General features: G+C 59.3%; 19 protein-coding genes. 15 read left to right on the top strand and 4 right to left on the bottom strand.

The annotated features are described in order from the left end of the window. Complete coding sequence (locus HDF09_RS00795) at positions 1 to 1,524, bottom strand: TolC family protein (protein ID WP_183760335.1); 1,524 nt, start codon at positions 1,522 to 1,524, stop codon at positions 1 to 3. 314 nt (positions 1,525 to 1,838) lie between these two features. On the opposite strand from HDF09_RS00795, the gene HDF09_RS00790 reads away from it, so the two are divergent. The 6 genes from HDF09_RS00790 (at position 1,839) to HDF09_RS00765 (ending at position 10,748) form a co-directional block, all read left to right on the top strand. After that, complete coding sequence (locus HDF09_RS00790; RefSeq protein WP_183760333.1) at positions 1,839 to 2,912, top strand: Gfo/Idh/MocA family oxidoreductase; 1,074 nt, start codon at positions 1,839 to 1,841, stop codon at positions 2,910 to 2,912. A gap of 59 nt (positions 2,913 to 2,971) precedes the next feature. Next, complete coding sequence (gene argJ, locus HDF09_RS00785) at positions 2,972 to 4,210, top strand: bifunctional glutamate N-acetyltransferase/amino-acid acetyltransferase ArgJ (protein WP_183760331.1); 1,239 nt, start codon at positions 2,972 to 2,974, stop codon at positions 4,208 to 4,210. Positions 4,211 to 4,455: 245 nt separating this feature from the next. Then, positions 4,456 to 7,131: a pyruvate dehydrogenase (acetyl-transferring), homodimeric type gene (gene aceE / locus HDF09_RS00780; RefSeq protein WP_183760328.1), complete on the top strand. Its 2,676-nt coding sequence runs from the start codon at positions 4,456 to 4,458 to the stop codon at positions 7,129 to 7,131. 84 nt (positions 7,132 to 7,215) lie between these two features. Next, positions 7,216 to 8,085: a thiamine pyrophosphate-dependent enzyme gene (locus tag HDF09_RS00775; protein WP_183760326.1), complete on the top strand. Its 870-nt coding sequence runs from the start codon at positions 7,216 to 7,218 to the stop codon at positions 8,083 to 8,085. 108 nt (positions 8,086 to 8,193) lie between these two features. After that, positions 8,194 to 8,604, top strand: coding sequence for a lysozyme inhibitor LprI family protein (locus HDF09_RS21215; RefSeq protein ID WP_406704242.1), 411 nt, complete (start codon positions 8,194 to 8,196; stop codon positions 8,602 to 8,604). A 164-nt stretch (positions 8,605 to 8,768) separates the two neighbouring features. After that, the gene (locus HDF09_RS00765; protein ID WP_311718282.1) at positions 8,769 to 10,748 is read left to right on the top strand and encodes a capsule assembly Wzi family protein; all 1,980 of its coding nucleotides are present in this window, start codon (positions 8,769 to 8,771) and stop codon (positions 10,746 to 10,748) included. A gap of 225 nt (positions 10,749 to 10,973) precedes the next feature. Here HDF09_RS00765 and HDF09_RS00760 read toward each other — a convergent pair whose 3' ends face one another. Continuing rightward, positions 10,974 to 11,909 carry a UDP-glucuronic acid decarboxylase family protein gene (locus HDF09_RS00760; protein WP_183760322.1) on the bottom strand — a complete coding sequence of 312 codons (936 nt, stop codon included), beginning with the start codon at positions 11,907 to 11,909 and terminating at the stop codon, positions 10,974 to 10,976. Positions 11,910 to 12,153: 244 nt separating this feature from the next. Here HDF09_RS00760 and HDF09_RS00755 point away from each other — a divergent pair, with 244 nt between their 5' ends. From HDF09_RS00755 to HDF09_RS00730, 6 genes are all read left to right on the top strand, one after another. After that, positions 12,154 to 14,409, top strand: a complete 2,256-nt coding sequence (locus tag HDF09_RS00755; RefSeq protein ID WP_183760320.1) for a GumC family protein — start codon at positions 12,154 to 12,156, stop codon at positions 14,407 to 14,409. A 41-nt stretch (positions 14,410 to 14,450) separates the two neighbouring features. Further along, entirely contained in the window at positions 14,451 to 15,488 is a 1,038-nt protein-coding gene (locus HDF09_RS00750; RefSeq protein WP_311718280.1) for a polysaccharide biosynthesis/export family protein, read from the top strand. Positions 15,489 to 15,531: 43 nt separating this feature from the next. Continuing rightward, positions 15,532 to 16,785 (top strand): glycosyltransferase family 4 protein, encoded by a 1,254-nt coding sequence (locus HDF09_RS00745; protein WP_183760315.1) that lies wholly within the window; start codon positions 15,532 to 15,534, stop codon positions 16,783 to 16,785. A gap of 14 nt (positions 16,786 to 16,799) precedes the next feature. After that, positions 16,800 to 18,050, top strand: coding sequence for a glycosyltransferase family 4 protein (locus HDF09_RS00740; protein ID WP_183760313.1), 1,251 nt, complete (start codon positions 16,800 to 16,802; stop codon positions 18,048 to 18,050). 73 nt (positions 18,051 to 18,123) lie between these two features. Further along, a complete protein-coding gene (locus HDF09_RS00735) occupies positions 18,124 to 19,299 on the top strand; it encodes a glycosyltransferase (protein ID WP_260180843.1) in 1,176 nt (391 codons plus the stop codon). Between the two features lie 187 nt (positions 19,300 to 19,486). After that, positions 19,487 to 19,921, top strand: coding sequence for an LbetaH domain-containing protein (locus HDF09_RS00730; RefSeq protein WP_260180842.1), 435 nt, complete (start codon positions 19,487 to 19,489; stop codon positions 19,919 to 19,921). A 116-nt stretch (positions 19,922 to 20,037) separates the two neighbouring features. On the opposite strand, the gene HDF09_RS00725 is transcribed toward HDF09_RS00730, so the two are convergent. Beyond that, positions 20,038 to 20,421 (bottom strand): response regulator, encoded by a 384-nt coding sequence (locus tag HDF09_RS00725; protein ID WP_179638311.1) that lies wholly within the window; start codon positions 20,419 to 20,421, stop codon positions 20,038 to 20,040. A gap of 169 nt (positions 20,422 to 20,590) precedes the next feature. Here HDF09_RS00725 and HDF09_RS00720 point away from each other — a divergent pair, with 169 nt between their 5' ends. The 3 genes from HDF09_RS00720 (at position 20,591) to HDF09_RS00710 (ending at position 24,793) form a co-directional block, all read left to right on the top strand. After that, positions 20,591 to 21,943: an ABC transporter ATP-binding protein gene (locus tag HDF09_RS00720; protein WP_183760309.1), complete on the top strand. Its 1,353-nt coding sequence runs from the start codon at positions 20,591 to 20,593 to the stop codon at positions 21,941 to 21,943. Continuing rightward, a complete protein-coding gene (locus tag HDF09_RS00715; RefSeq protein ID WP_183760307.1) occupies positions 21,940 to 23,730 on the top strand; it encodes an ABC transporter permease in 1,791 nt (596 codons plus the stop codon). Before HDF09_RS00720 ends, HDF09_RS00715 begins: the two co-directional genes overlap by 4 nt. A gap of 154 nt (positions 23,731 to 23,884) precedes the next feature. Then, a complete protein-coding gene (locus HDF09_RS00710) occupies positions 23,885 to 24,793 on the top strand; it encodes an NADP-dependent oxidoreductase (protein WP_183760305.1) in 909 nt (302 codons plus the stop codon). 82 nt (positions 24,794 to 24,875) lie between these two features. On the opposite strand, the gene HDF09_RS00705 is transcribed toward HDF09_RS00710, so the two are convergent. Beyond that, positions 24,876 to 25,352 (bottom strand): AI-2E family transporter, encoded by a 477-nt coding sequence (locus HDF09_RS00705; protein ID WP_183760303.1) that lies wholly within the window; start codon positions 25,350 to 25,352, stop codon positions 24,876 to 24,878. Positions 25,353 to 25,387 lie beyond the last annotated feature (35 nt).

Genomic DNA, 25,387 nt, shown 5'->3' with positions numbered 1-25,387 from the left:
TTACTTTCCTCCGAGATAATCTTTGTAGTTGGTCTGCGCTATGCCGAGGGCACGGGCCAGGGCAAGCTTGGCGACGTTGTGCTGGTAGAGCGCACTGATGTATTGGTCGTTCGCCTGCTCGGTCTGGGACTGCGCCTGCGAGACGGGCAGGTTGTCCGAAACCCCGGCGTGGAAGCGCTGCTGCGCCTCGCTGAGGGCCTCGTTGGCGAGATCCACATTCGAGTGCGTGGATTCGACCAGCTTTGCCGCGGACTGAATATCGAGCAGACTGTCGCGCACATCCTGATTGACCTGCTGGACCTGGTCGGAGAGCTTCGCACGCGCCTGTTCATACTGGGCGTCGGCGACCTGCTCCTGTCCCCTGGTCTTGGCGATCTGAAGGACGGGGGCGCTGACCAAGCCGGTTGCGGTGAAGGTTCCATGGGAGTGGCCGGGCGTGGTGCCGATGTCGCCGTAGTCTCCCGAGAAGCTGGCGACGGGAAGCTGGTAGGCCCAGGCCGAGGTCTTTTCATCGCTGGCAGACTTCACCTGTTCGGCGTAGGCCTTCAGGTCTTTCCGCGTCTTGAGAGCCTGCACAAATGCGGCCTGCGGATCGACGTTGTCGAGCGCCTGAAAGGGGACGAGGTCGGTGAGGCGGAAGACCTGGTCGAGGGGCAGCCCGATGGTTCGCGCCAGGGCCAGCTTGTCCTTTTCGAGGCTGTTCTTCGCCGAGATCAGGGTCTGCTCCTCGTTCTGGTAGTCCACCTGGGCGCGGAGGACGTCGAGCTTGGGGCTGGTGCCGGCATCGTGTGCGGCTACGGCCTGATCGAGCGAGACCTTTGATGTGGCCAACTCCGCGGTGACCGCTTCGATGCGGGCGGTGTCTGCAATGCACAGCAGATAGGCGTTGCCTACGGTCAGGGCTACGAGGTCGCGTGCATCCTCCGCGGTGAGGCGTGCGCCCTGGAAGTTATGCTTCGCGGCGAGGTAGTTCTTGAGCGCTGAGACGTTGACCAGGTTCTGGGTGAGGTAGGCGCGGAAGTCGACCACCTGAAAAGGGCCGATGATGGGCTGGAGGCCAGGAAACTTCAGGCCGAAGGCGGCGAGGTTGACCTGCTCGACCTCGACGCTTGCCGATGCGGTGACGGTGGGCAGGAGCGGCTGCAGCTCCTCGAGGCGCTGGCCGGCGGCGTTCTTGACGGATGAGGTTTGCAGGATGAGGCCGAGGTTCTGGCGCAGACCGCGCTGGATGGCGTCATCGAGCGAGAGGTCGAGAACCCCCTCGGTCGCCTTGCCGGTGACCACGCTGCCCTTGAAGGAGTCCTGTGTTGGCTGGGCGCCGTTCTGGCCGGAGGCGGTGTACAGATTTTGCTGTGCGTTCGCTACGGCAGAGCTATTGGTGGCTGTGCCGGGGCCGCTGGCTGGGGTCTGCGCCGCCTGACTGCCCTGCCCTTGTGCATGCGGCAGACTGCAGGCTAGAAAGAGGCAGAACCCGAGATAACGAACTGACGCCTGAGCAGCGCCCACTGTTTTGCTTTTGCTCATACGGTTAATCGTAACCTGCATCTTGTTAGATTCACGGACTAGTTTATGGCAAGGCCGCCATAACGGCAGGAGCTTATTGGCTTTGTCACAAACTACTTGTATGAGTTAATGATGCACTCGATTGCGGAAAATCTTCAAAAGATGCATTCGGTACACTCTCATCAACTTTGTTTCGGGATTTCAGCTTGCGCGAAGAGATTTTTGTTGCTTTTTTGCTTTAGTTGGTGACAAAGAACAGAGCTGTAGTGGATGAGGTTTATGAACCGTAACGCCCGGATCAATCCGGCGTTGCGCGAGATTGCGAGGAGTTGGGAATGGCTGCTGAGATTGGCGTTGCGGTAATCGGGTTTGGGTTGGCAGGGCAGGTGTTTCACGCACCTTTTGTGAGTGCTGTTCCTGGGCTGAAGCTGGAGGCGATTGTCCAGCGCAGGGGCGACGAGGCTGCGAAGGCCTACCCTTCGGCGCGGATTCTGCGGTCGTTTGAGGAGGCGTTGAGCGATCCCGCGGTGCAGCTTGTGGTGGTGGGAACACCGAACGAGACTCACTTCGACCTGGCGAAGCAGGCTTTGCTGGCGGGCAAGCATGTGGTCGTCGACAAGCCCTTTGCTGCGACCAGCGAAGAGACGCTGGAGCTGAAGGAGCTTGGGCAGAAGCAGCGGCGAGTGCTGGCTCCGTTTCATAATCGGCGCTGGGATGGCGACTTTTTGACGGTGAAGAAGATCTTGCAGAACGAGTCGGTGGGGCGGCTGGTGACGTACGAGTCGCACTTCGACCGGTTCCGGCCGGTGCCTCGCGAGAATACGTGGAAGGAGGGAGCGAGCGGCTGTAATGGTCTGCTGTTCGACCTTGCTCCTCACCTTGTGGACCAGGTGCTGACGCTGTTTGGCGCGCCGGAGGGGATCACGGCGAGCGTTCGGATGGATCGGGACTCGACCGATATCGAAGATGCGTTCGACATTACGCTGGAGTATCCGAAGATGCGGGCGCACTGCCGGTCGAGCATGTTGGCCTGCGACGCTGCGCCGAGGTTCCTGCTGCATGGAACTAGGGGGAGCTTCAAGAAGTTTGGTCTTGATCCGCAGGAGCCGGCGCTGCTGGGTGGAGCGAAGCTGCCACGCATGGGCGAGGGGGAGTGGCTGGCCGACGCCGAGGAGCACTGGGGCACGCTGACGGTCGCTCCCGACCCGAATGATCCTGGCACCCTGACCCGGACTAAGGTGAGGACCGAGCTGGGAGACTACCGCTTCTACTACGCCAATGTTCGCGATGCGATCAACGGTACGGCTGAGCTGGCCGTGAAGCCGGAGGACGGCTATCGGACGATCAAGCTGCTCGAGATGGCGCGGCAGAGTTCTCTGGAGGGTCGCACGCTGCCTATCTCCTTCTGAAGGTCCCCCTGTAGTTGTTATGACAGGTTCAGGTGCAGGGAGATTGTAGAGTAAAGGGTATGCAGAGTGACGAGATCGTGAAGTCGCAGGGGTTGCCGCAGGGATTTGTTTGGGGCGCGGTGAAGGCGGGAATCAAGGCGAGCGGCAACGCGGATGTTGCGATTGCGGTCGCGGCTAAAGGTGCGAACGGCGCGGCGATGTTTACGAAGAACCAGGTGGTGGCGGCGCCGGTGACGGTGGGGCGGCGGCATATGGCCTCGACCGGCGGGCGCGTGGGCGTGGTGCTGGTGAATGCTGGGAATGCGAACTGCGCGACCGGGCAGCCTGGAGTCGACGCCTGCGTGCAGACCTGTGTCGCGGCGGCGGAGAGGTTTCACTGCATCTTCGACGAGGTCTTCCCTTCTTCAACTGGGATTATTGGCGTGCCGTTCCCTTCCGAGAAGGTAGTGGCCGCGCTGCCTGAGTTGGAGCAGGAGATGGGTGCGACGCCGGAGCATGCGGACTCATTTGCGCGTGCCATTATGACGACCGATACGAAGATGAAGGTGGCGCGAGCTTTGGTCGATGTCGATGGCGTCGAGGTACGGATCTTTGGCGTGGCGAAGGGTGCGGGGATGATTCATCCGCAGCTGGGTGCACCGGTGGGGCCGGCACATGCGACGATGCTGGTTTATCTGTTTACCGATATTGCGGCGGAGAGTGAACAACTGCGCGGGGTGCTGGAGCCGGCGGTTGAGCGGAGCTTCAATTCGATCTCGATCGATGGCGATACTTCGACTAACGATACGGTGTTGCTGCTGGCCAGCGGAGCGAGTGGAGTAAAGCTGGATGCACGGACGCAGGAGCCGTTTGCGAATGCGCTGAAGCTGGTGTGTGGGTCGCTGGCGTACCAGATTGTGGATGACGGCGAGGGCGTAGGTCATGTCGTCACGCTGCACATTACCGGTGCGCGGACTGAGGCTGAGGCGAAGCAGGTGGCGAAGGCGATTGCTCATTCGCCGTTGTGCAAGACGGCGTGGTCGAGTGCGGACCCGAACTGGGGGCGGCTGCTGGCTGCGGCTGGATACAGTGGAGTGGTGTTTGATCCGGCTCTGGTGAATATCACGATTGGGAGCCAGCCGGTGTTTGAGCTTGGAGTGCGGTCGGCTGCGTTCCAGGAGTCGGCGGCGCATGCGGAGATGCAGGCTCGGGATTACACGATCACGATGGATCTGGGATTGGGTGAGGCGGAGTGCCGGTTTCTGACTTGTGATCTGACGGAAGAGTATGTGCGGATTAATGCGGATTACTCGACTTAGAGATGCTGTCCTGCCGGACGGGCCTCCTGCGCGAGGGCGGTCACTTCGTGATTTGTATACCCCTTCGGTTGGCGCTCCCGTTGGTCGCGAGGGAAGATGATTCCGACCAACGGGAGGACCGCGCGAAGCTTTAAAAAGGCGTGCGAACGCCCGCCCTCCGCGCAGGAGGCCCGCCCGGCAGAACACAGGTTTTACGTTTTAGCCCAAGCCTTATATCGTTATAAGCGTGGGAGCATGGAAGACCTATGACAACGAAACTGCAAGAAGCCGCCAAGCAGGACTTTACCGCAGAAGTCTCCGAGTGGATCGAGGCGTTTGACGACGTCGTCGCCGCAGACTGGGAGCAGGGATCCGAGCTGCTTGAGGCTCTCCGAAAGCGCGCCCACGAGGCCGGAGTTCCAACGCCGAGCGAGCTGACAACTCCCTATCGCAACACTATTCCGAAGCATGACGAGATTGCGTATCCGGGCGACAGAGCGCTGGAGCGCCGGGTCGAGAGCCTGATTCGCTGGAACGCGATGGCGATGGTGCATGGCCAGAACAAGAAAGACGCAGGGATCGGTGGGCATATCTCGACCTACTCGTCGCTGGCTACGCTGCTTGAGGTTGGCTTCAATCACTTCTTCCATGCGAAGTACACGGCCAGTGGGCAGGAGCAGCCGGGAGACTTTGTCTACTTCCAGGGGCATGCTTCGCCGGGGGTGTATGCGCGGGCTTATCTCGAAGGGCGCCTGGACGACGATCGGCTGAAGAACTTTCGGCATGAGCTGAGAGAGACACCGGGGCTGAGCTCGTATCCGCATCCGTGGCTGATGCCGAACTTCTGGAATTTCCCGACGGTGTCGATGGGGATTGGGCCGCTGAATGCGATCTACCAGGCGCGGTTTATGCGGTATCTGGAGAACCGCAAGCTGATTGAGCCGACTGAGCGCAAGGTGTGGGCGTTTGTGGGCGATGGCGAGACGGATGAGGTCGATAGCCTGGGGGCGATCTCGGTGGCGGCGCGGGAGAAGCTGGATAATTTGATCTTCGTCGTCAACTGCAACTTACAAAGGCTTGACGGCCCGGTGCGCGGGAACAAGCGGATCATCGACGAGCTGGAGGGTGTCTTCCGCGGGGCTGGATGGAATGTGATCAAGGTGATCTGGGGTTCGGACTGGGATGCGCTGTTTGAGCGCGACCATACCGGGCTGCTTCTGCGACGGATGGAAGAGTGCGTGGATGGGGACTTCCAGAGGTTCAAGGCGAAGGATGGGGCTTATCTGCGGGAGCACTTCTTTGGGAAGTATCCGGAGCTGCTGGAGCTGGTGAAGGATATGACCGATCACCAGCTTGCGATGCTGCATCGCGGGGGGCATGACCGGACCAAGATCTATAACGCGTATAAGCGGGCGGTGGAGCACAAGGGCGGCCCGACGGTAATTCTGGCGAAGACGGTGAAGGGTTATGGGCTGGGTTCGGCGCAGGCCCGGAATGCGACACACTCCGAGAAGAAGCTGGCCGATGAGGGGCTGGCGGCGTTTGTGAAGCGGTTTGAGATTCCGATTCCGGAGGAGGCGGCGAAGTCGGGTACACCGTATCGGCCGGCGCAGGACTCTCCCGAGATTGTTTACATGCAGGAGCGGCGCAGGGAGCTGGGCGGATATCTGCCGACGCGTGAGGTGCCGAAGACTGAGTTCAAGGCTCCGGGGCTGGAGTACTTCGGCGAGTGGACGGCGGGGTCGAATAAACGCGCTGTGTCGACGACGATGGGGTTTGTGAGCATACTGCGGCACCTGATGAAGGACCCGGCGATTGGGAAGTTGATTGTGCCTATTGTGCCGGATGAAGGCAGGACGTTTGGGCTGGAATCGGCGATTCGACAGGTAGGGATCTATGCGCCGGAGGGCCAGAAGTACAGCCCGCATGATGCGGATATGCTGCTGTACTACCGCGAGGATAAGGATGGACAGATTCTCGAGGAAGGGATTACGGAGGCGGGGTCGATGGCCTCGTTTACCGCGGCGGGCACGGCTTATGTGAACTACAAGGTGCCGGCGATTCCCTTCTATATGTACTACTCGATGTTTGGATTCCAGCGCATCGGGGATATGGTGTGGGCGTTTGCGGACTCGCGCGGCAAGGGCTTTTTGATGGGCGGCACGGCTGGGCGCACGACGATGCTGGGTGAAGGATTGCAGCATCAGGATGGCCACAGCATCGTGCTGGCGAGCACTGTGCCGACTTGCGTTACCTATGATCCGGCATTTGTGTATGAGCTGGCAGTGGTGATTCAGGATGGGATTCGGCGGATGTATGAGAAGGGCGAGGACTGCTTCTACTACATCACGATGTACAACGAGGACTATGCGATGCCTGCGATGCCGGAGGGTTCGGCCGAGGGCATTCTGCGCGGGATGTACAAGCTGAAGCCTGCGAGCGGCGAGGCGACGGTGCAGTTGTTTGGCAGCGGGCCGATTTTGAACGAGGTGCTGCGGGCGCAGGAGATTCTGGCTTCGAAGTACAACGTGCATGCCGATGTCTGGAGCGTGACCAGCTATACGGAGCTTCGGCGGGATGCGTTGGCGGTGGAGCGGTGGAACAGGCTGCATCCGGCGGAGAAGGAGAGGGTTCCGTATGTGCTCGAGGCGCTTGGCAGCTCGGCTGGGCCGATTATTGCTACAAGCGACTATATGAAGTCGGTGCCGGATCTGCTTTCACCGTGGCTGCCTTCGCGTCTGGTGACGCTGGGAACCGACGGCTTCGGACGGAGCGACAACCGCGAGCATCTGCGGAGGCACTTTGAAGTGAGCGCCGAGGCGATCGTTGGCGCTACGCTGTCCAAGCTGGCTCGCGATGGCAAGTTTAAACCGAAGGCGGCGCAGAAGGCGTTGGTTGAGCTTGGGCTGGATGTGGAAGCGGTTGATCCGGCGCGTGCCTAGTAATTTTTGACGGGCTTTGATGGCGATGAGGGTTCCTTGTGGGAACCCTCTCGTTTTGTAACTTGAAGTGTTACGGAGGGTTGGTTGAGCGACGCGGGGCTGTACGAAAATCCACTGGTGCCGAATAAGAAGTTGCTGCAGATGTATAGCGTGATGGCCGACGCGAGAGCTTTGGACGAGCACATTTCCGGGTTGCAGAGGGGCATGAAGGCGCGGCGACGGCTGGGTTCTACGCGCGGGGAGGAGGCTTGCCGGGTGAGCACGGCGCTGGAGCTGCTGCCGGGCGATCTGGTGAGCGACTCGCAGCCTGGCGTGGTGATGGATCTGATCACGGGCGCACAGTCGAAGACGCAGATCGACTCCCTGTTGGGGCGAGTGGCGGGGTTTCACGAAGGAAAGATCGACGGAGCGAAGCTGGCCCGGGAGGGTGCTCTGGCGCGGGTTTTGCCTTGGGTGGACGATGTGGGCGACCGGCTGCGAATGGCGATGGGTGCGGCGCTTTCGTTCAAGACGCTGAAGCGGGGGAGCGTGGTGGCCGCCTATGTTGGCCACTCGGAGCTGGACAAGAAGGTGTGGCGGGAGATTATCGAGTCCGCTGCGAAGTTGGATCTGCCGATGATCTTTGTGGTCTTACCATGCAAGGGCAAAGATAAACCTGGTGTGCCCCAACTGAGCGCGAAGGTTCGCAGGTGGGGGATGCCGGGGATGCCGGTGGACGTGAACGATGCGGTGGCTTTGTATCGCGTGACCCAGGAGTCGCTGGGCAGGATCCGGGGCGGCGGGGGTCCGGTTCTGATTGAATGCAAAGGATATCGGGTGGAGGGCGTGCGGGGAGAAGCTGCGCAGGACCCGCTGATGCAGATGCAGGGGTTTCTGCTGGGGCGCAAGGTCTGCACTTGGGCGTGGCTGAAGAGGGCCGGAGAGCGGCTTCGCAAGGCGTATTTCATGCACTGAACGGCACTTCCTCTACTGAACTGAATCGGCAGCAACATACTTCACTCACCACGTTATTTTCACGCTCAGTACCGAAGAGGCACACTGAGGGTTCTGTTATTGTGGGCCATGATCCCTCCTGTCCGTTGTTGGCTGCTCTTGCTCGCAACCTTCATTTGTTCCGGCACCATCGCCAGAGCCCAGCACATGAACTCCGCAAGCGCACCCTGCCGGAACGTTGTGGTGACCGTAGCCATGGAAAACTGCTTCGATAAAGCGTACAAAGCCGCTGATGTCGGACTGAATCAGAGATACAGTCAGATATCGAAGGTGCTGCAAGCGGATGACCTGCAACGGCTAAAAGTGGCGCAACGTCTTTGGATACAGTTTCGAGACGCGACCTGTACGGCAGAGAGTAATCTCTACAACGGTGGAACTGCGTCAGGCCCGGCCTATTCAGCTTGCCTTGAAGAACTAACACGCCAACGAACAACAGATCTCGAGACGATCTACGGCTGGGTTATCGCAAATTCCAAGTAAACAAGGGTGAGCCAGATATATTGTTGCCACTGTATTTCCTCTGCTGAACTGTATTTCATCTACTGAACAGGGACTTCCCCCCGTTATCAGTTGGTAACTTCGGACTGGACGCTGTCGGCAGTTACACTGGTATCGGCGTTTCAAAGCTCCAGATTGAGGTGTAAGTGCGGACCAAAGTTTCTCTTTGTTTTGCGGCACTGAGTTTATGTGCCGCATCGACAGCGATCGCGCAGACGCCAACGCCCCCTCCCGCTCCCCCACCAGCCTCGGGCTCTGCTCCGGCTCCAGCTCCAGTTCCAGCTCCAGACGGAACCACGAATGGCATTGCGCCTTATGCGGCGCCGCAACAATCGCCAGCGCCTGCGCCAGTTCCTTCGCAGCCGACACCCTCTGCAACTCCTCCTGTGGCAAACCCCTCGCTGCCTCCTCCTACGCAGACCGCCCAGCCGGTCGTCCCGCCAGAGCAGACGAGCAAGGAGAGACCGTTTATCGGTTATCCCGGCTATGCTCCTGACGATCTGAAGCCACCGCCGGACCGGCTGGGATCGACCTACATTCCGGACGATAGCTGGGTCTATCCGGCGATCACGCGGCTCTACTCGATGGGCTTCGTCAACACGATGTTTCTCGGGATGCGGCCTTATACGCGCCGCAGCATCCTGCATATGCTGCAGGACTCCCAGGGGGACATCGTCAACAGCGGCAACGAAGAGGCGCAGTCCATTCTCGCAAAGCTGGAGAACGAGATCAGCGAGGAGGATCCTGACGGCGGGCTGATTGAGCGCGGCGTTGTCTATGGGTTGGACTCCTCCTATACGCGCCTGCTGGGGATCAGCGGACCGATTCTGCGGGACAGCTACCATCTTGGCCAGACGATCAGTAACGACTATGGACGTCCCTACCAGAGCGGCTTCAACAGCATTGTGGGGGCTTCGGGGCTGGGAGAGTGGGGGCCGTTTTCGCTGTATATCCGCGGTGAGTATCAGCATGCCCCCTCGGCTGATGGGTACTCTCTCGATCTGGCGCAGCTTTTGTCTACGGTCGACCTGATCATTCCGTATCCGGGGCCTCAGGCCACGATTCCGCTGGGGCCGATCCCGGACCAGAATCCGTTTCGGCTGGTTGAGGCATACGCCTCGGTGCACGTGCTGGGCCACGAGGTCTCCGGCGGCAAGAGCGATGCATGGCTGGGACCGGGGGCAGGCGGCTCGCTGGCATGGTCCAACAACGCAGAGAATATCTACTCGTTTCGCATCAACCGGGTGGAACCGCTGTATATTCCCTTCGTGTCAAAGCTATTAGGTCCGCTGCGTTATGACTTTTTCTACGGCGACCTGAAGGGTCACAACGTTCCGCGAGACCCCTGGGTCCATGCGGAGAAGTTCGCATTCCGGCCTACGGAGAACTTTGAGTTCGGATTTGAGCGAACGATCATCTTTGGAGGAAAGGGGCATTCGCCGGTGACGCTGCACACGTTTCTGAAAGGCTTCTTCGACCCGAACGATACGACCGCGGCAGAGAAGGCAGGACGAGACGATCCCGGGGCAAGGTTCAGCGACTTTGAAGCCTCATACCGTCTTCCTTTGCTTCGCAAATATGTCACCTTCGTTGTGGACTCGATCTCGCATGACGATGTGACACCGATCAGCGCGCCTCGCCGTGCGTCGTATAGGACGGGGCTGTATCTCTCGCAGATTCCGGGAGTCAAAGGTCTGGATTTCAGGGTGGAGGCGGTATCCACGGACCCGGGCGTCTCGGTGGCCCACTCAGGACAGCTTGCTTATTGGGAGACGATCCAGAAGCAGGGCTATACGAATAACGGGTTCATCATGGGGGACTGGATCGGGCGCGAGGCCAAGGGCGGGCAGGCGTGGTTGACCTATCACTTCTCGGGCAATGAGTGGATTCAGCTGGAGTATCTGAACAAGAAGACGCCCGCGAACTTTATCCCCGGCGGGACGACGCAGAACCAGTTCAAGGCGAGCATTGTGAAGCGGCTGGGAAAAGATGTGGAGCTGAACGCATGGGTGCAGTATGAGGGCTGGAAGGCGCCGGTCTACAAGCCGGGACTGCAGCAGGATACTTCGACTGCGGTACAGCTGACCTGGTATCCGAAGTTACGGACTGGCCCGTCCTTTCATTAGATCGAAGCTGTGTCCTGCCGGACGGGCGCCCTGCGCGGGCGGCGGTCACTTCGTGACCTGTATACCCCTTCGGTTGGCGCTCCCGTTGGTCGCGAGCCATCTTTCTCTCCGACCAACGGGAGGACCACGGCGTTCGTTCCACCAAGACCGGTGTACGCGTCACGAAGTGACCGCCGCCCGCGCAGGGCGTACCTCCCGTATAGGTCATTTTGGTCTGGGCTCTCGCTAAGCGACACAGGCTTTGAAGTATTCGAGAGAGCGTTCGAGGCCCTGCCGGAGGGTGACCTTCGGCTCCCAGTTGAGGAGCGTTCTGGCGCGGGTGATGTCCGGGCGGCGGCGGGTGGGATCGTCCTGCGGCAGGTCGCGAAAGAGGATCTCGGCCCTGGAACCTGTGACGGCGAGGATCTCCTGGGCGCATTCGAGGATGGTCCACTCCACCGGATTGCCGATGTTGACGGGAAGATGCTCCCCGGAGCGTGAGAGCAGAAGGATTCCTTCGATGAGATCGGAGACGTAGCAGAAGCTGCGGGTCTGGGAGCCGTCGCCGTAGATGGTGAGAGGTTCGCCGCGCAGGGCCTGCACCATGAGGTTTGAGATGACGCGGCCGTCGCTGGCCTGAAGGCGCGGGCCGTAGGTGTTGAAGATGCGGACCAGGTGCGTGTCGACGCCATAGTAGCGATGGTAAGCGGTGACGGCGGCCTCGGAGAAGCGCTTGGCCTCGTCGTAGACCGAGCGCGGACCGACGGGGTTGACGTTGCCCCAGTAGGTCTCGACCTGGGGATGGACCTCGGGGTCGCCGTAGCACTCGGAGGTGGAGGCGTGGAGATAGCCGGCGCCATACTTGCGGGCGAGATCGAGGGTGTTGATGGTGCCGGCAGAGCCGACCAGCAGGGTTTCGACACCGAGGCGGGAGTAGTCGATTGGACTGGCGGGGGAGGCGAAGTTGAAGATGTAATCTACTTTGCCGGTGTCGAAGGGCTTGCAGATGTCGAGCTCGATGAGGCGGAAGCAGCTTTCGTGCGAGAGATGGCTGAGGTTGGCCAGGTTGCCGGTGCTGAGGTTGTCGACCCCGACGACGGTGTCTCCGTTGGAGAGCAAAGCGTCACAGAGATGAGACCCAAGAAAGCCGGCGGCTCCTGTGACGAGAATCTTTCGAGACATGAGGTAGTCCCTTTCATGGGATGGAAGACCTGCCTGCATAAGATTTGCAGGGTCGAGGATGTCTCAGCGGCTCAATTTTCGACGGATCGCCTATCCGTTGCTGGTGTTATGGCTCCTGGTCGAGGATATCCGAGTTTGCCTAGTTACAGGGCGTTGCAGGATGAAGTAACACTTTTGGACCATTAGGAGCCTGCCGCTCATCTAATCCTGCTTCCGGCAGGGCTGCTCGGGTAGACTAGGGGGAATGGGTTCTAAAAATACGCAGCCGCCGCATGTGGGTGTTCCGGAGACGAACCAGGCAGGGTTCAGTACAACGGTTACAGATACTACGCTCTCTGAAGCTCTGATTGTGCTGCGGAAACGCAAGCTGGTCCTGATTATTGCTGTTCTGCTGGGCCTGGCATACGGAATCTACAAAGCCGAGTCGCAGCCGAAGCTGTATGAGGCTTATGGACGGATTCAGGTGCGTTCGGGCTCGTCGAACGAATATCGGGTTAGCGCGGTGCAGGCCTACGGGGGCGATGCCAGCACAAAGCTGCTGAGCGAGATTGAGATTATCAAGAGCGATTCGCTGATGTTGACCGTGTGCCGCGAGATGGACCTGGCCAACAACGCGGATTTTCTGGAAAAACCGACGGCTCCGCAGCCGCGGGCGAACCTATCGGATGGCGAGACCAGGCAGGATACGGTCCATCGCCTGCAGAGCAACCTGCACGTCACGATCGTTGCGAAGACCGATATTATCCGCATCAGCTATAGCAGCCTGAACGCGAAACTGTCGTCCGATATCGTCAACAAGGTCATCTCGGACTACGTTCAGCGAAGCTATCAGACCCGATACGAATCTTCGCAGCGTGCCTCGGTCTGGCTCTCGGGCACGCTCGACGGTCTGAGGCAGGAGGTAGAGGCGTCGCAGGAACAGATGTTGGACATGCAGCGTCGCCTTGGCATCCTTGGATTTGATCCGAACCACAATCAGATCAACGAATCGCTCGATGACCTCTCCAGAGCGGCCGGTGCGGCGAAGCTGGCCCGCATCATCGCCGAAGCACGCTACCGCGTCGTAAGCGGAATGGATCCGAACACGATCGAAGGCACCATCGAGCTGACTCCGGGAACGGCACCTGGAGAGCTGACGCAACTACGCGCCCAGTTGGCTGGGGCTAAAGCGAGCTACGCCACGCTGGAGTCTTCGCTCGGCCCGAATCATCCGCAATCCAAGGCATCGAAGGCTCAGATCGACGAGCTCGCTAAAGAGATCGATGAAGAGCAGAACCGCCTGATTGTGCAGGCGAAGCAGAATTTCGTGGTCGCAAAGGCGAATGAAGATCAGACGACCGCAGCGCTTGAGGCTCAGAAGACAGACGCCTACAAGCTGCGGGACCAGCTGGTAGAGTACACCCTGCGCCAACGGGAGTACGAAGCCAACCGAACTCTGTATGACAGCCTGAAATCCCGCTTGCGAACGGCCAGCGTTCAGTCGGGACTTGAGTCTCTGGATGTCGATGTTGTAGATCAGGCATTGCCTCCGGCGCAGCCTGTGCTGCGGCCTCAATCGACGGTGATCCTAACGGCTTTGATCTTTGCCCTTCTGGCGGGTATCGTGGTGGCCTTCCTGATGGAGAGCCTGGATACCGGGTTGCGCAGCATTGCGGAGATCGAAAGCATTACGGAGTTGCCGTCGCTGGCAATCATTCCGCGAGCACGCAGATCGTCGGTCGATCAGGCCGCGACCCTGAGCACTGCACAACGCAACGTCGGAATCCTGACACAGCCGAAGTCGCAGTTTGCGGAGGCGTTCCGTTCCTTGCGTACGTCGCTGCTGCTTTCCAATACCGGGCAACCGCCGAAGTTCATTGTGTTGACCAGCGCAACGCCGTCGGAAGGAAAGACCACGGCCGCGAGCAATTTGGCTGCGATCCTGGCGCAACGGGATACGCGGGTTCTGCTGATCGACGGAGACCTTCGACGGCCCAATATTCATCACCGGTTCGGGTTGAACGGAAAGATCGGTCTAACTTCGGTCTTGACCGGAGCCACCAAGCTGGAGGAGACGGTACAGAGCGTGCCCGAGATTCCAAATCTGGACATTTTGCCGAGTGGCCCGGTTCCGCCCTTCCCTACGGAGATGCTGAGTTCGGCGGCGATGGAGACGATCCTCAAGCGCTGCGGAGAGCTGTACGACTACATAGTGATCGATTCGCCGCCGATCCTGTCGGTGACCGATGGCGTGATTCTGGCGCGACAGGCTGACGCTGTGGTGCTGGTAGTGCGTCATGGCAAATCGAGCAAGCATGTGGTGCGACGGGCGAGGGATCTGCTGTTGCGCGCGGGCGCCGCGATCACCGGAATTGTGCTGAATGCAGTAGACCTGAACTCGCCGGAGTACTACGGCTACTACGGCTACTCGGGTTACTCCTACTCCAGTGTGGACTCCGATAGTTGGGAGTCGCAGACTGCAGAAGGGGAGCACACCAACGCCGGAGAGACAAAGCGATGAGACAGAGACGGGAAGGTCTCCGGACAGGAGCCGAGAAGCACGTGAATCAAATTGACTGTCGCAAGGTCTGGCTTGCTTCCGCTGTTTTTCTTCTGATGGCGCTCTGCGGCCGCTTCGCGGAGGCGCAGTTCAGCGGACCGGCGCTCGGGATCACGGCCGAGGTGAATCCCCCGATCACGATCACAACCGATCCTGCAATTCTGTTCCCAGCGGGCCGCGACGCCTATCTTGGAATTGGGGACGTGCTCTCCATACGGATATACGGAAACCAGGATTACACCCCGGTCGCGCGGATCGGCGTTGACGGCACCGTTCAACTGCCTCTGATTGGGAGTGTGATGGTGAACGACCTTACCGTTCATCAGGCCCAGAATCTGATCGCGCAGAAGCTCATATCGGCCGGCATGTATCGTGATCCTCAGGTGTCGATTCAGATTTCGGAATCTCCGAATCAGGTCGTTACACTTATGGGCGAAGTGAAAGGGATCGTGCCGGTAGTTGGTCAGCGCCGCCTGTTTGATGTACTGGCGGCTGCGGGCGGCGGAGGCGGGACTGGTGGAGGAGCAACAACCGTTGTGGGTGGAGGTGGAGGACTGCCGTCGACCGCAAGCCACGTCCTCACGATCAATCGTTATGGCGCAGCGGAGCCGATCGTCATCGACCTTGGCACCGATCCCGCGAAGAGTGCGCTGATCAACATCCCGATCTTTCCGCGCGATACGATTATCGTTCCCCGGGTTGGCGTGGTCTATTTGCTGGGCGCCTTCAAGGTTCAGGGAGCGATCCCGCTACAACAAAACTCTCCTATCACTCTGATGAAGGTGGCAGCTCTTGCGGGCGGCCCGGGCTTTGAAGGCAAATATAGCGACCTCAGAATTATCCGTACGACCGGCACCACCCGGCAGGTGGTTCGCGTCGACATCATGAAGGTGATCAACGGTAAGGTTCCGGATCCTGTCCTGCAGGCCGAAGACATCGTATTCATGCCGACCAGTCCGATGAAAGCAGTTATTAAGAACGGCGGAATCGCTACACTGTTAGGTATTATCTCGATTCTGATTGTTGCCGTTCAACAGTAGTGGCGGACGCATCGACCGGGCTTCGCCTGAGAACCTACAAGATATGGTTTTACCCTCGTCGGACGTTGGCAAAGGCTTGAAGAAGAGAGTAAGACTGGCCTATCTGGTGAGCCATCCTATCCAGTATCAGGCTCCGCTGTTGCGCCGCATCGCGCAGGAGCCGGACATCGACCTGACCGTCTTCTTCGGCTCGGATTTTTCGGTTCGCAGCTACCAGGATGAAGGCTTCGGCGTGGATGTGAAGTGGGACGTGCCGCTGCTCGAGGGATACCGCCATAAATTTCTGCCGGTGATCCGTGACGACGGCACGCAGACAGTGACCACCCCACTGAACTACGGCATCTTCAGCGAGCTTCGCGGCCGCGATGGAGAGCCCGGCTTCGATTTGCTATGGACCCATGGCTACAACATGGTGAATGCGCTGCACGGAATGGTGGCCGCGAAGGCGCTGGGAATCCCCGTGCTGGTGCGCGCCGACATGTGGCTGCGAGACCGCGCACGGAGTGGCCCGAAGCTTCTTCTGAAGACGCTCTTCTTTCAGTTTCTGAAGAACATAGTGGATGGAGTACTGCCTGTCGGCACGTTGAATACCGAGTACTGGCGGCACTATCTGGGCGACGATGTGCCGTTATTTGTGATGCCCTATGCGGTGGACAATGATTACTTCCAGCGACGAAGCCTGGAGGCGGCTGCGACGCGCGACGCCTTCCGCAGAGAGCTTGGCCTTGATGCCGGAAGACCAGTCATCCTGTTCGCCTCCAAACTACAGCAGCGCAAACACTGCTCCGATCTGATCGACGCGTATGGGAGCTTGATCAACGACGAGAGCGACAAGCCACGCCCCTATCTGCTCATCGTTGGCGACGGAGAGGAGCGAGTTGCGCTCGAAGAACAGGCCAGCTCACACGGGTTGACGGACGTTCGCTTCTGCGGGTTTCGCAATCAGTCGGAGCTGCCGAGGTTCTTTGATCTCGCAAGCGTATTTGTCCTGCCCGCCCGCCATGAGCCCTGGGGGTTGGTGGTGAATGAGGTGATGAACGCTGGGCGCGCGGTGATTCTGTCCGACGATATCGGGTGTCAACCCGATCTGGTGACGGATGGGGTGGAGGGATATGTGTTCCCCGTGCGGGATGTGACCGCGCTCGCCGAGGCGCTGCGACGCGTGCTGGCGACGCCGGAGGCCGCGGCGCAGATGGGTCAGCGCGCCCTCGACCGAATCAACGCCTGGAGCTTTGAAGAGGACATTCAGGCGCTGCGCCGGGCTATCGCGCAACTGACACGAAAGATCATCGCCTAACACAGGCCGACTCCATGAGATCTCCTGACCAAAGCCGAGAGGGCAACACAAAGAAGGTAAAGGTCGCCTACCTGGTGAGCCATCCCATCCAGTACCAGGCCCCGTTGCTGCGGCGAATCGCACAGGAGCCCGATATTGAACTGACTGTTTTCTTTGCCTCGAACTTCTCGGTGCAGGAGTATGTCGACAAGGGATTTGGCGTGGACGTGAAGTGGGATGTGCCTCTGCTTGACGGCTATCGTTACGAGTTTCTCCCGGCGATATGGGACAAGAGGAGAACCGGGCCGACGGCCCAGTTGAACTACGGCATCTTTAGCCGGCTTCGAGGAGGCAAAGAGAGGCGTGGATTCGACGTGCTTTGGGTTCATGGCTACTCGACGCTGAACACGCTGCAGGCAATGCTGATGGCCAAGGCACTGGGTATCCCGGTGTTGCTTCGTGCGGAGTCGCGCCTTGGAAGAAGACAGGCCGGTGCTCTCAAGCAGATGGCGAAGCGCCTTTTCTTCAGCGGATTGAAGCTACTCGTCGACGGAGTGCTGCCGATTGGGAGTTTGAATGCGGCGTACTGGCGTCACGCTCTGGGCGAGGAGCTTCCGCAGTTCTCGATGCCGTATGCGGTGGACAACGACTACTTTCAGAGTCGCAGCCGAGAGGCCGATCTGCGACGAGGCGATCTGCTGCGGGAGCTTGGCCTTGACGCCTCCCGCCCTGTCATTCTGTTTGCCTCAAAGCTGCAGAGACGGAAGCGGTGCGAAGATCTGCTTGAGGCATATCTGAGTCTTTGCTCTGAAGCTGGAAGCGCTCCGGTTCCCTACCTCGTGATCGTGGGGGATGGCGAGGAACGGGCGGCGCTGGAGAGGCGAGTCTCCGAGAGCGGCGCTGGTGGAGTTCGGTTTTGCGGCTTTCGCAATCAATCGGAGCTGCCAGGTTTTTTTAGTCTCGCCACGGTCTTTGTCTTGCCCTCGCAGGACGAACCCTGGGGACTGATTGTGAACGAAGTCATGAACTCGGGACGCGCCGTGATCCTCTCCGATGACGTGGGTTGCCAACCCGATCTGGTGACCGATGGCGTCGAAGGTTGTGTGTTTCCTGTGGGCGATGTGAACGCTCTGACGGAGGCGCTGCACCGAGTTCTCGAAAGCCCCGAGACAGCGAGGATCATGGGACAGCGTGGTCTGAACAGGATCTCTGCGTGGAGTTATGAGAAGGATATGATCGGTCTTCGACGAGCGATCGCGGCCGTGACCAGGAGGTTGTCAACGTGACTACAACTTAAGTGCGAGCGTTTATTGAGGACAACCTCTGCTGCTATGCTTAACAGTTGATAGTCGAAGAATTATGCGGATTCTGCACATCATTGGAACACTGAACCCTGAGGCTGGCGGCCCTACAGAGTCGGTGCGGGTACTGCTCAGTTACGGACCCATCGGCTATACCGGCGAGGTAGTCACGCTCGACGATCCGTCAGCGCCATACCTCAACGATGTCGGATTTCCAGTCCATGCGTTAGGTCCTACCAATACTACCTATGGGTTCAACTCCAAGCTGCTGCCCTGGTTGAGAGATAATCGTCATCGCTTCGACGGTGTGGTGGTGAATGGCCTTTGGCAGTACTGCGGCTACGCGGCGTGGCGAACACTGGCAGGCAATACCCCTTATGTCGTCTTCACGCACGGCATGCTGGACCCTTACTTCAAGCACGCCTTTCCGTTGAAGCACATCAAGAAGTGGCTGTACTGGATTCCCGCCGAGTACTGGATACTGCGTGGAGCATACCGCGTGCTCTTTACCTCGAAGGCTGAGAAGCGGTTGGCTGAGCAGAGCTTCTGGCTGCACCGTTGGAATGCCTATGTGGTGCCCTATGGTGCAAGCGGCCCGAACGGTGATCCCGAGGTCCAGAAGCGTGCCTTTTTTGCGAAGTGCCCCGAAGCGAAGGGGAAGCGATATCTTGTTTTTCTCGGGCGAATTCATCGCAAGAAGGGCTGCGATATGCTGATCGACGCATTCGCGAAGGTTGCGGCTGACGATCCGGATCTGTATCTGGTGATGGCGGGACCCGACCAGCAGCAGTGGAGCGCCAAGTTGAAGGCGACGGCGGCGAATTTGGGAATTAAGGACCGCGTCTTTTGGCCGGGGATGGTGACTGGCGATGCGAAGTGGGGCGCGTTCTACGGTTCGGAGGCCTTCATTCTGCCCTCGCACCAGGAGAACTTCGGCATTGCAGTGGCCGAGGCGCTGGCTTGCGGAAAGCCCGTTCTGCTGGCCGACAAGGTGAACATCGCGGAAGAGATTGCGGAGGACGGCGCGGGGTTGATGGAGCTGGACACTCCCGACGGCACCTTGAAGTTGCTGAGGGGGTGGATCGGTATGACCGTCGCAGAGCGGCAGCGTATGGCGGAGTTGGCGTATCAATGTTTCCATCGCCGCTACGATATGCGTGAGAACGCAAAGGCGATCATCCGACTATTTGGAACAGCTACGGTTCTTACTCCCACTGCCGTGGATTCGGAGTAGGAAGGCGCCGATGCCCAAGCAGATTCATTACAACGCGGCAGACCATATCCCGGCGGAGACGGCCGCGGACCCCTACCTGCGTCCGGCATTTTCACTGCGAGATCGTCTGAGGCGGTTGAATTGGAACCTCTGCTGGGCTATTTTTTATAGAACGTCACCAAGACCGTTACATTCCTGGAGAGTGTTTTTGCTTCGTCTTTTTGGAGCGAAGATGGGGCCGAACTGCCACTTTTATCCGCGCTCCAAGGTGTGGGCTCCGTGGAATTTGATCTGTGCCGATCAAGTGACCGCGGGAGATGGCGTTGAGATCTACAACCCGGCTCCGGTCACTCTGGGGTCGCACGCCATTCTTTCTCAGGAAGCGTACGTCTGCGGGGCGACCCACGACTACGACGATCCGGCTTTTCCGTTGATCGCTTATGCGATGAATATTGGAGCGTACGCCTGGGTCTGCGCCCGGGCCTCGGTCGCGCCGGGAGTCAACATTGGAGAGGGAGCGGTGCTTGGGCTGGGGTCGGTTGCCACGCGAAGCCTCGAGGCCTGGACAGTGTACGCTGGAGTGCCTGCGGTCAAAGTAAAGGAGCGGCGTCAGTTCCCCATCCCCTCTTCCAACCATGCCTGATGCAGTTGCTGCTCCTTGTAGCTGAGAAAAGCAGGTAGCAAAGAAAAGCAGGAGGCAGAGAAAAGCAGGACCGAAGTCCCGCTGTTTTCATCGTTCGTGCTGAGGCGGCCTGAGAGCTATCCGCGTAGTTTTGCGAGAAGATCGGTCGGATGAACGGGTTTGGCGAGGATCTCGAACTCGTGACCTTGCGCACGAGACTTTTCGAGCAGATCCGCAGTAGCGGCCTGGCCTGAAAAGAGAAGGATCTTGCACTTCGGCAGCTTGCTGCGCGTGATGATGGCCGCTTCGATGCCGGTCATTCCGGTCATGATGACGTCGCTGATGAGCATATCGGGCTGAAAGCTATCGAGCAACTCGACGGCCTTCTCGCCGCTGAACACGGCACGCGCCTCAAAGCCTGCCTGGTTGAGAATTATCGCCAGAGTATTCGCAATCACCTGCTCGTCGTCAGCGACCAGCACCTTGGGCTTGGGTGTTGCGGTAGAGGTTAAATCTGCCATGCTAAGTTTCCCCAAAAGTAGAAGGTTCAAATTTCAGTTTTAAATGTGACGTACGCAGGCGGCGGATTTATATTTCGCCCACCTAGTAATGATACGCTGAGCGCAGAGGTGGTTGACCAACAAACCGCCACAAATTCAATCGCCGCATCCAGTACCACTCAATTTTCCTATGCAGCCAGCCATCATTCGTGCCGAACGTGTTGAAAAATACTACGCGCAACCAAGCGAAAACCGCATCCAGGTAATTTCGCCCACCGACCTGTCGATTACGGCCGGAGAGATTGTTGCGCTACTTGGGCCATCCGGCTCGGGAAAGTCTACCCTGCTGCGGATGTTGACCGGTTTGTCCGCCCCCTCTGCCGGCGAAGTGTACTGGCATGAAAAGCCAATTGCAACCGCCGAGGTCAATGTTTCAATCGTGTTTCAAAGCTTCGCCCTCTTCCCGTGGCTGACGGTGCTCGAAAACGTCGAAGCACCGCTGAAGGCTCGCGGCATGGACGCCGCAGAGCGTCGCAAACATGGCATGAAGATTCTCGACACGGTTGGACTCGACGGCTTCCAGGCCGCCTATCCCAAGGAGCTCTCCGGCGGTATGCGGCAGCGGGTCGGCTTCGCGCGCGCGTTGGTCGTCGAGCCCGAAGTCCTGTTCATGGACGAGCCCTTCTCCGCGCTCGACGTGCTCACAGCGGAGAACCTGCGTAGTGAACTGTTGGAACTCTGGCAGAACAAGACCATCCCGACGCAGTCGATCTTCATCGTGACCCACAACATCGAAGAGGCCGTCCAGCTGGCCGATCGCATCATCGTCCTCGGACGCAACCCGGGCCACGTGCGAACCGACTTCCGCGTCGCGATTCCCCATCCGCGCGACCGCAAAGCAAACGCCTTCACGCAGCTGGTCGACTACATCTACAAAGTCCTGACGCAGCCTGACGCTCAGCCGCCAGCACTACCTCAGACCTCCACCGGAAAGAAGGTGCGCGATCAGAGGCAGATGCACTATCAGATGCTGCCGCATGCACGGCCCGGCGGAATCGCAGGTCTGCTGGAGCTTGTGCTCGACCACAACGGCAAGGACGACATCTATCGCCTCGCTGACGACCTCGCCTTCCAGATCGACGACCTGCTGCCCATCGTCGACGCGGCGCAGCTATTAGGTTTCCTCACGGTTACAGAAGGCGACGCCGCCATCACGCCCACTGGCGCGGAGTATGCCAACTCCGAGATCCTGCGGCAGAAGGAGCTCTTTCGCACCGCCGCCGTCGAAAACGTGCTCCTCCTTCGTCAGATCGTCCGCGCCATCGAATCCAAGAGCGATCGCAGCGTGCCCGAGGAGTTCTTCCACGACATGCTCGACGAGCAGTTCAGCGAAGACGAGACTCTCCGCCAGTTGGAGACGGCCATCAACTGGGGCCGCTACGCCGAGCTCTTCGACTTCGACGCCTCCCGCCGCCGTTTCATCCAGTCTGAAAAACTTCATCAGGACACCAATGCAAGCTCCACAGCGGAGATCGATGCATGATGAAGTTGCCGGATAGCTTCAGCAACATCCGCGGACGTGAGACCTTTGCGCGCTCGCAGGTGCTGCAGCGCAGCTGGCCGGTGATGCTGGATCTTTGCGTCGCAGGCATCGGACTGGCGTGCTTTTACGGAGTCGTCGTCATCGCGCGTTACTGGTTCGGCCATCCGGAACCGGAGATCGTTATCTCGCAGAGTCCGCGCGCGCTGCCGCAGTATGCGTTCTATTCGGTCGTACGAATCGGTCTTGCGTATCTGCTGAGCCTCGTCTTCGCCATCGGCTACGGCTACCTTGCGGCCTACAGCAAGCGCGTAGAGCCGTTGATGATCGCAGGCCTGGACATCCTGCAATCGATTCCCGTCCTCAGTTTTCTTCCCGGCGTCATGCTGGCGATGGTGGCGCTCTTTCCCACTCGGCAGATAGGCGTGGAGATGGGCGCGATTGTGCTGATCTTCACCGGCCAGGTCTGGAACATGGCCTTCAGCTTTTACTCCTCCATCAAAAGCATTCCACGAGAGCTCTCCGAAGCCGCAAACATCTACAAGTTCTCGCGCCTGCAAAAGCTTATTCAGTTAGAACTTCCCTACGCAGCCATCGGGCTGGTCTGGAACTCGATGGTGTCGGTCGCAGGTGGATGGTTCTTCCTGATGGCCTGCGAGATGTTCGTCCTGGGCACACGCGACTTCAGGCTTCCAGGACTGGGTTCGTATCTGCAAACCGCAGCCGGCACAGGAAACTACGCGGCCATCACGTGGGGTCTGTTGACGATGATTGCAATCATCGTTGCGACTGATCAGCTTGTCTGGCGGCCCATCATCGCATGGAGCGACAAGTTCAAATTCGAGCAGGTTGAGAGCAGCTCGAGAGTGCGCTCTCCACTGCTGCATCTTCTCCAGCAGTCTCGCGGACTTCGAAGCCTGCGCCATCACACGATTGTTCCATTTGAAGAGAGCCTGTATCGGCGACTCGCAGAGGGACGCGCTGCCGGTACAACGACAAAGATTGCAACGGTCAATGGAGAAGAGACGAAGACGGGTGTCGCGTCCACTCTGCTGCGCGGACTGATCATTCTGGTTGCTGCCGGTGTTGTCCTCTACGCCGCGTGGCAGGCGCTTACTCTTCTACGGCAGGTCCATGGGAGCGAGTTCGCCACGATCCTAAAAGGCGCGATGGCCACCTTTCTCCGAGTCAACGTCTCACTGATTCTCGCCGCAGCGTGGACGATTCCCGCAGGCGTTGCCATCGGCTTCCATCCCCGGCTGGCGCGTATCGCACAGCCCATAGCGCAGATCGCTGCCTCCGTGCCCGCAACCGCACTCTTCCCTGTTCTGCTGCTCGCGCTGGTGCGGATTGGGGGCGGCATGGGGATCGGCTCCATCGCGCTGATGCTGCTAGGAACGCAGTGGTACATCCTGTTCAACGTGATCGCGGGTGCGATGGCGATTCCGTCCGATCTGAAGGAAGTCGCAACGCTCTTCCGCTTCACCACCATTCAGAAGTGGAAGACGGTCATACTTCCGGGGATCTTTCCCTTCCTGATTACGGGTATGGTGACGGCGTCCGGTGGCGCGTGGAATGCCAGCATTATCGCGGAGTATTTTCGTCTGAAGAACCAGACGCTGCAGACGGTGGGGCTTGGTGCGGTGATCAGCGCGGCCACAGACAGCGGCCAGTTTCAGATTCTGCTGCTCGCCACCATCGTGATGGCGATGATGGTGGTTACGATCAACCGGCTCGTATGGCGACCACTCTACAGGCTGGCGGAGACGCGTTACAAACTCGGCGGCTAAGCGACGATACTAAGCCTTGTCCAGTCCCGCTCATAACCCACCTCCGGCTTTCTTCTGTCGTAGAGCGATTGGACTAGCATCACACCAGGTTCATTCCACGAACCCATGCCGCCATCAACCGCATCTAAACTCGCAAAGCGAGTGAGGTGTGGCTATGAAGGCAGTTGTTCTACATGAGTACGGCGGCCCCGATAAGCTGAAGTATGAGGACTGGGACGATCCCCACGGGGGCGACGGCCAGATCCTTATTCGCGTAACCGCAGCCGGAATCAACCCCATCGATTGGAAGATCCGCAGCGGCGCCATGAAAGCTTTTATGCCGCTGGAACTGCCCGCCATCCTCGGTTACGACTACTCCGGCGTCGTTTATTCGGTCGGCAAAGGCGTCGAGGGATATGCCGAGGGCGACAAGGTCTTCGGCCGCGCTGGCAAGACCTATGCCGAGTTCCTTTTGGCTGATCTCACAGGCTTGTCGAAGCTTCCAAAGGGTCTCGATCACATCCAGGCCGCCGCACTCCCGGTGGTCTTGAATACTGGGGAACAACTCATCGTTCAAGCTGGTAAAGTTCAGGCTGGACAGACAGTCATCATCACCGGCGCACTGGGCAGCGTAGGCCGCACCGCCGTCTGGGTAGCGAAGAAGCTCGGTGCTCACGTCATCGCCGGCGTCCGCAGCTCACAGAAGAAGGCGGCAGAGGAGCTCGGGGCCGATGCTCTTCTTGCGCTCGATAGCCGCCAGGAGATGGACTCACTAGGCCTCGTCGAGGTCGTCGCGGATACGATTGGCGGCAGCGTCGGCGACGCGCTCATGGCTAAGGTCAAGCCGGGCGGAACCTTCGCCTCCGTCGTAGGGCCTCCCCCAAATGCCAACCTTCACCCCACCGTGAGAGTGGAGGCTTTCGGCTCCCACCCTGACGCAGCGAGCATGCGTTCGCTCGCAGAAGATATCGCAAACGGAAAGTTCAAGATCTCTGTCGATCGCACCTTTCCGCTCGCCGACGCAGCGAAGGCACACGCTGAAGCGGAGAAAGGCGGCATCGGCAAAGTTGTCCTTTTAACGTAACCACCCCGGCGACCTCAAGTACTTCGTAATTCTAAGTCGCCCGACCAAATGTCGCCCTTTGTTTCGCGGCCAAATTATCTGCCTAGGCGGGAGAACTTGGCTTGCGGAAGGCGAAAATAATGGCCAGCACCGGAGGAGCCAGCAGCACTCCCCAGAACGGAATAATGATGCCCAGCAAAATCGGTCCGAGGAACGCGGCCCACCAGGGCACTTTGGTGGTGCGGTGCAGAACGTAAGGGGCGATGACGAGGCCTTCAAGAATGACGATCAACCCATAGAGGCCCAGGACCAGGCCTAAGCGCCACTCGTCATGACCGCTAAAAGCGACGGCCAGCACAGGGCCGATAAGCGCGACCATGCCGCCGAAGGTTGGGATGATCTGGAGTATGCCTCCGAGGATCGCCCAGAGGGGCGCGAAGGGAACGCGGATCAGCTCCAGCCCGATCAGCCATAAAACTCCAACGATCAGACCATCGAGCGTGGCGGCGCGCCACCAGTTGACCAGCGCACCGCCAGCGGTTTTGAGATGAGTCGTCGTATTGTTGTTTCGGATGTCCATACCAACCTGACCGTCCTCACGCGCATCTGACCTGC

Origin of the sequence: Edaphobacter lichenicola (assembly GCF_014201315.1) — a bacterium.
Lineage (GTDB): Bacteria > Acidobacteriota > Terriglobia > Terriglobales > Acidobacteriaceae > Edaphobacter > Edaphobacter lichenicola_B.
This window is presented reverse-complemented; position numbering and strand designations above follow the sequence as displayed.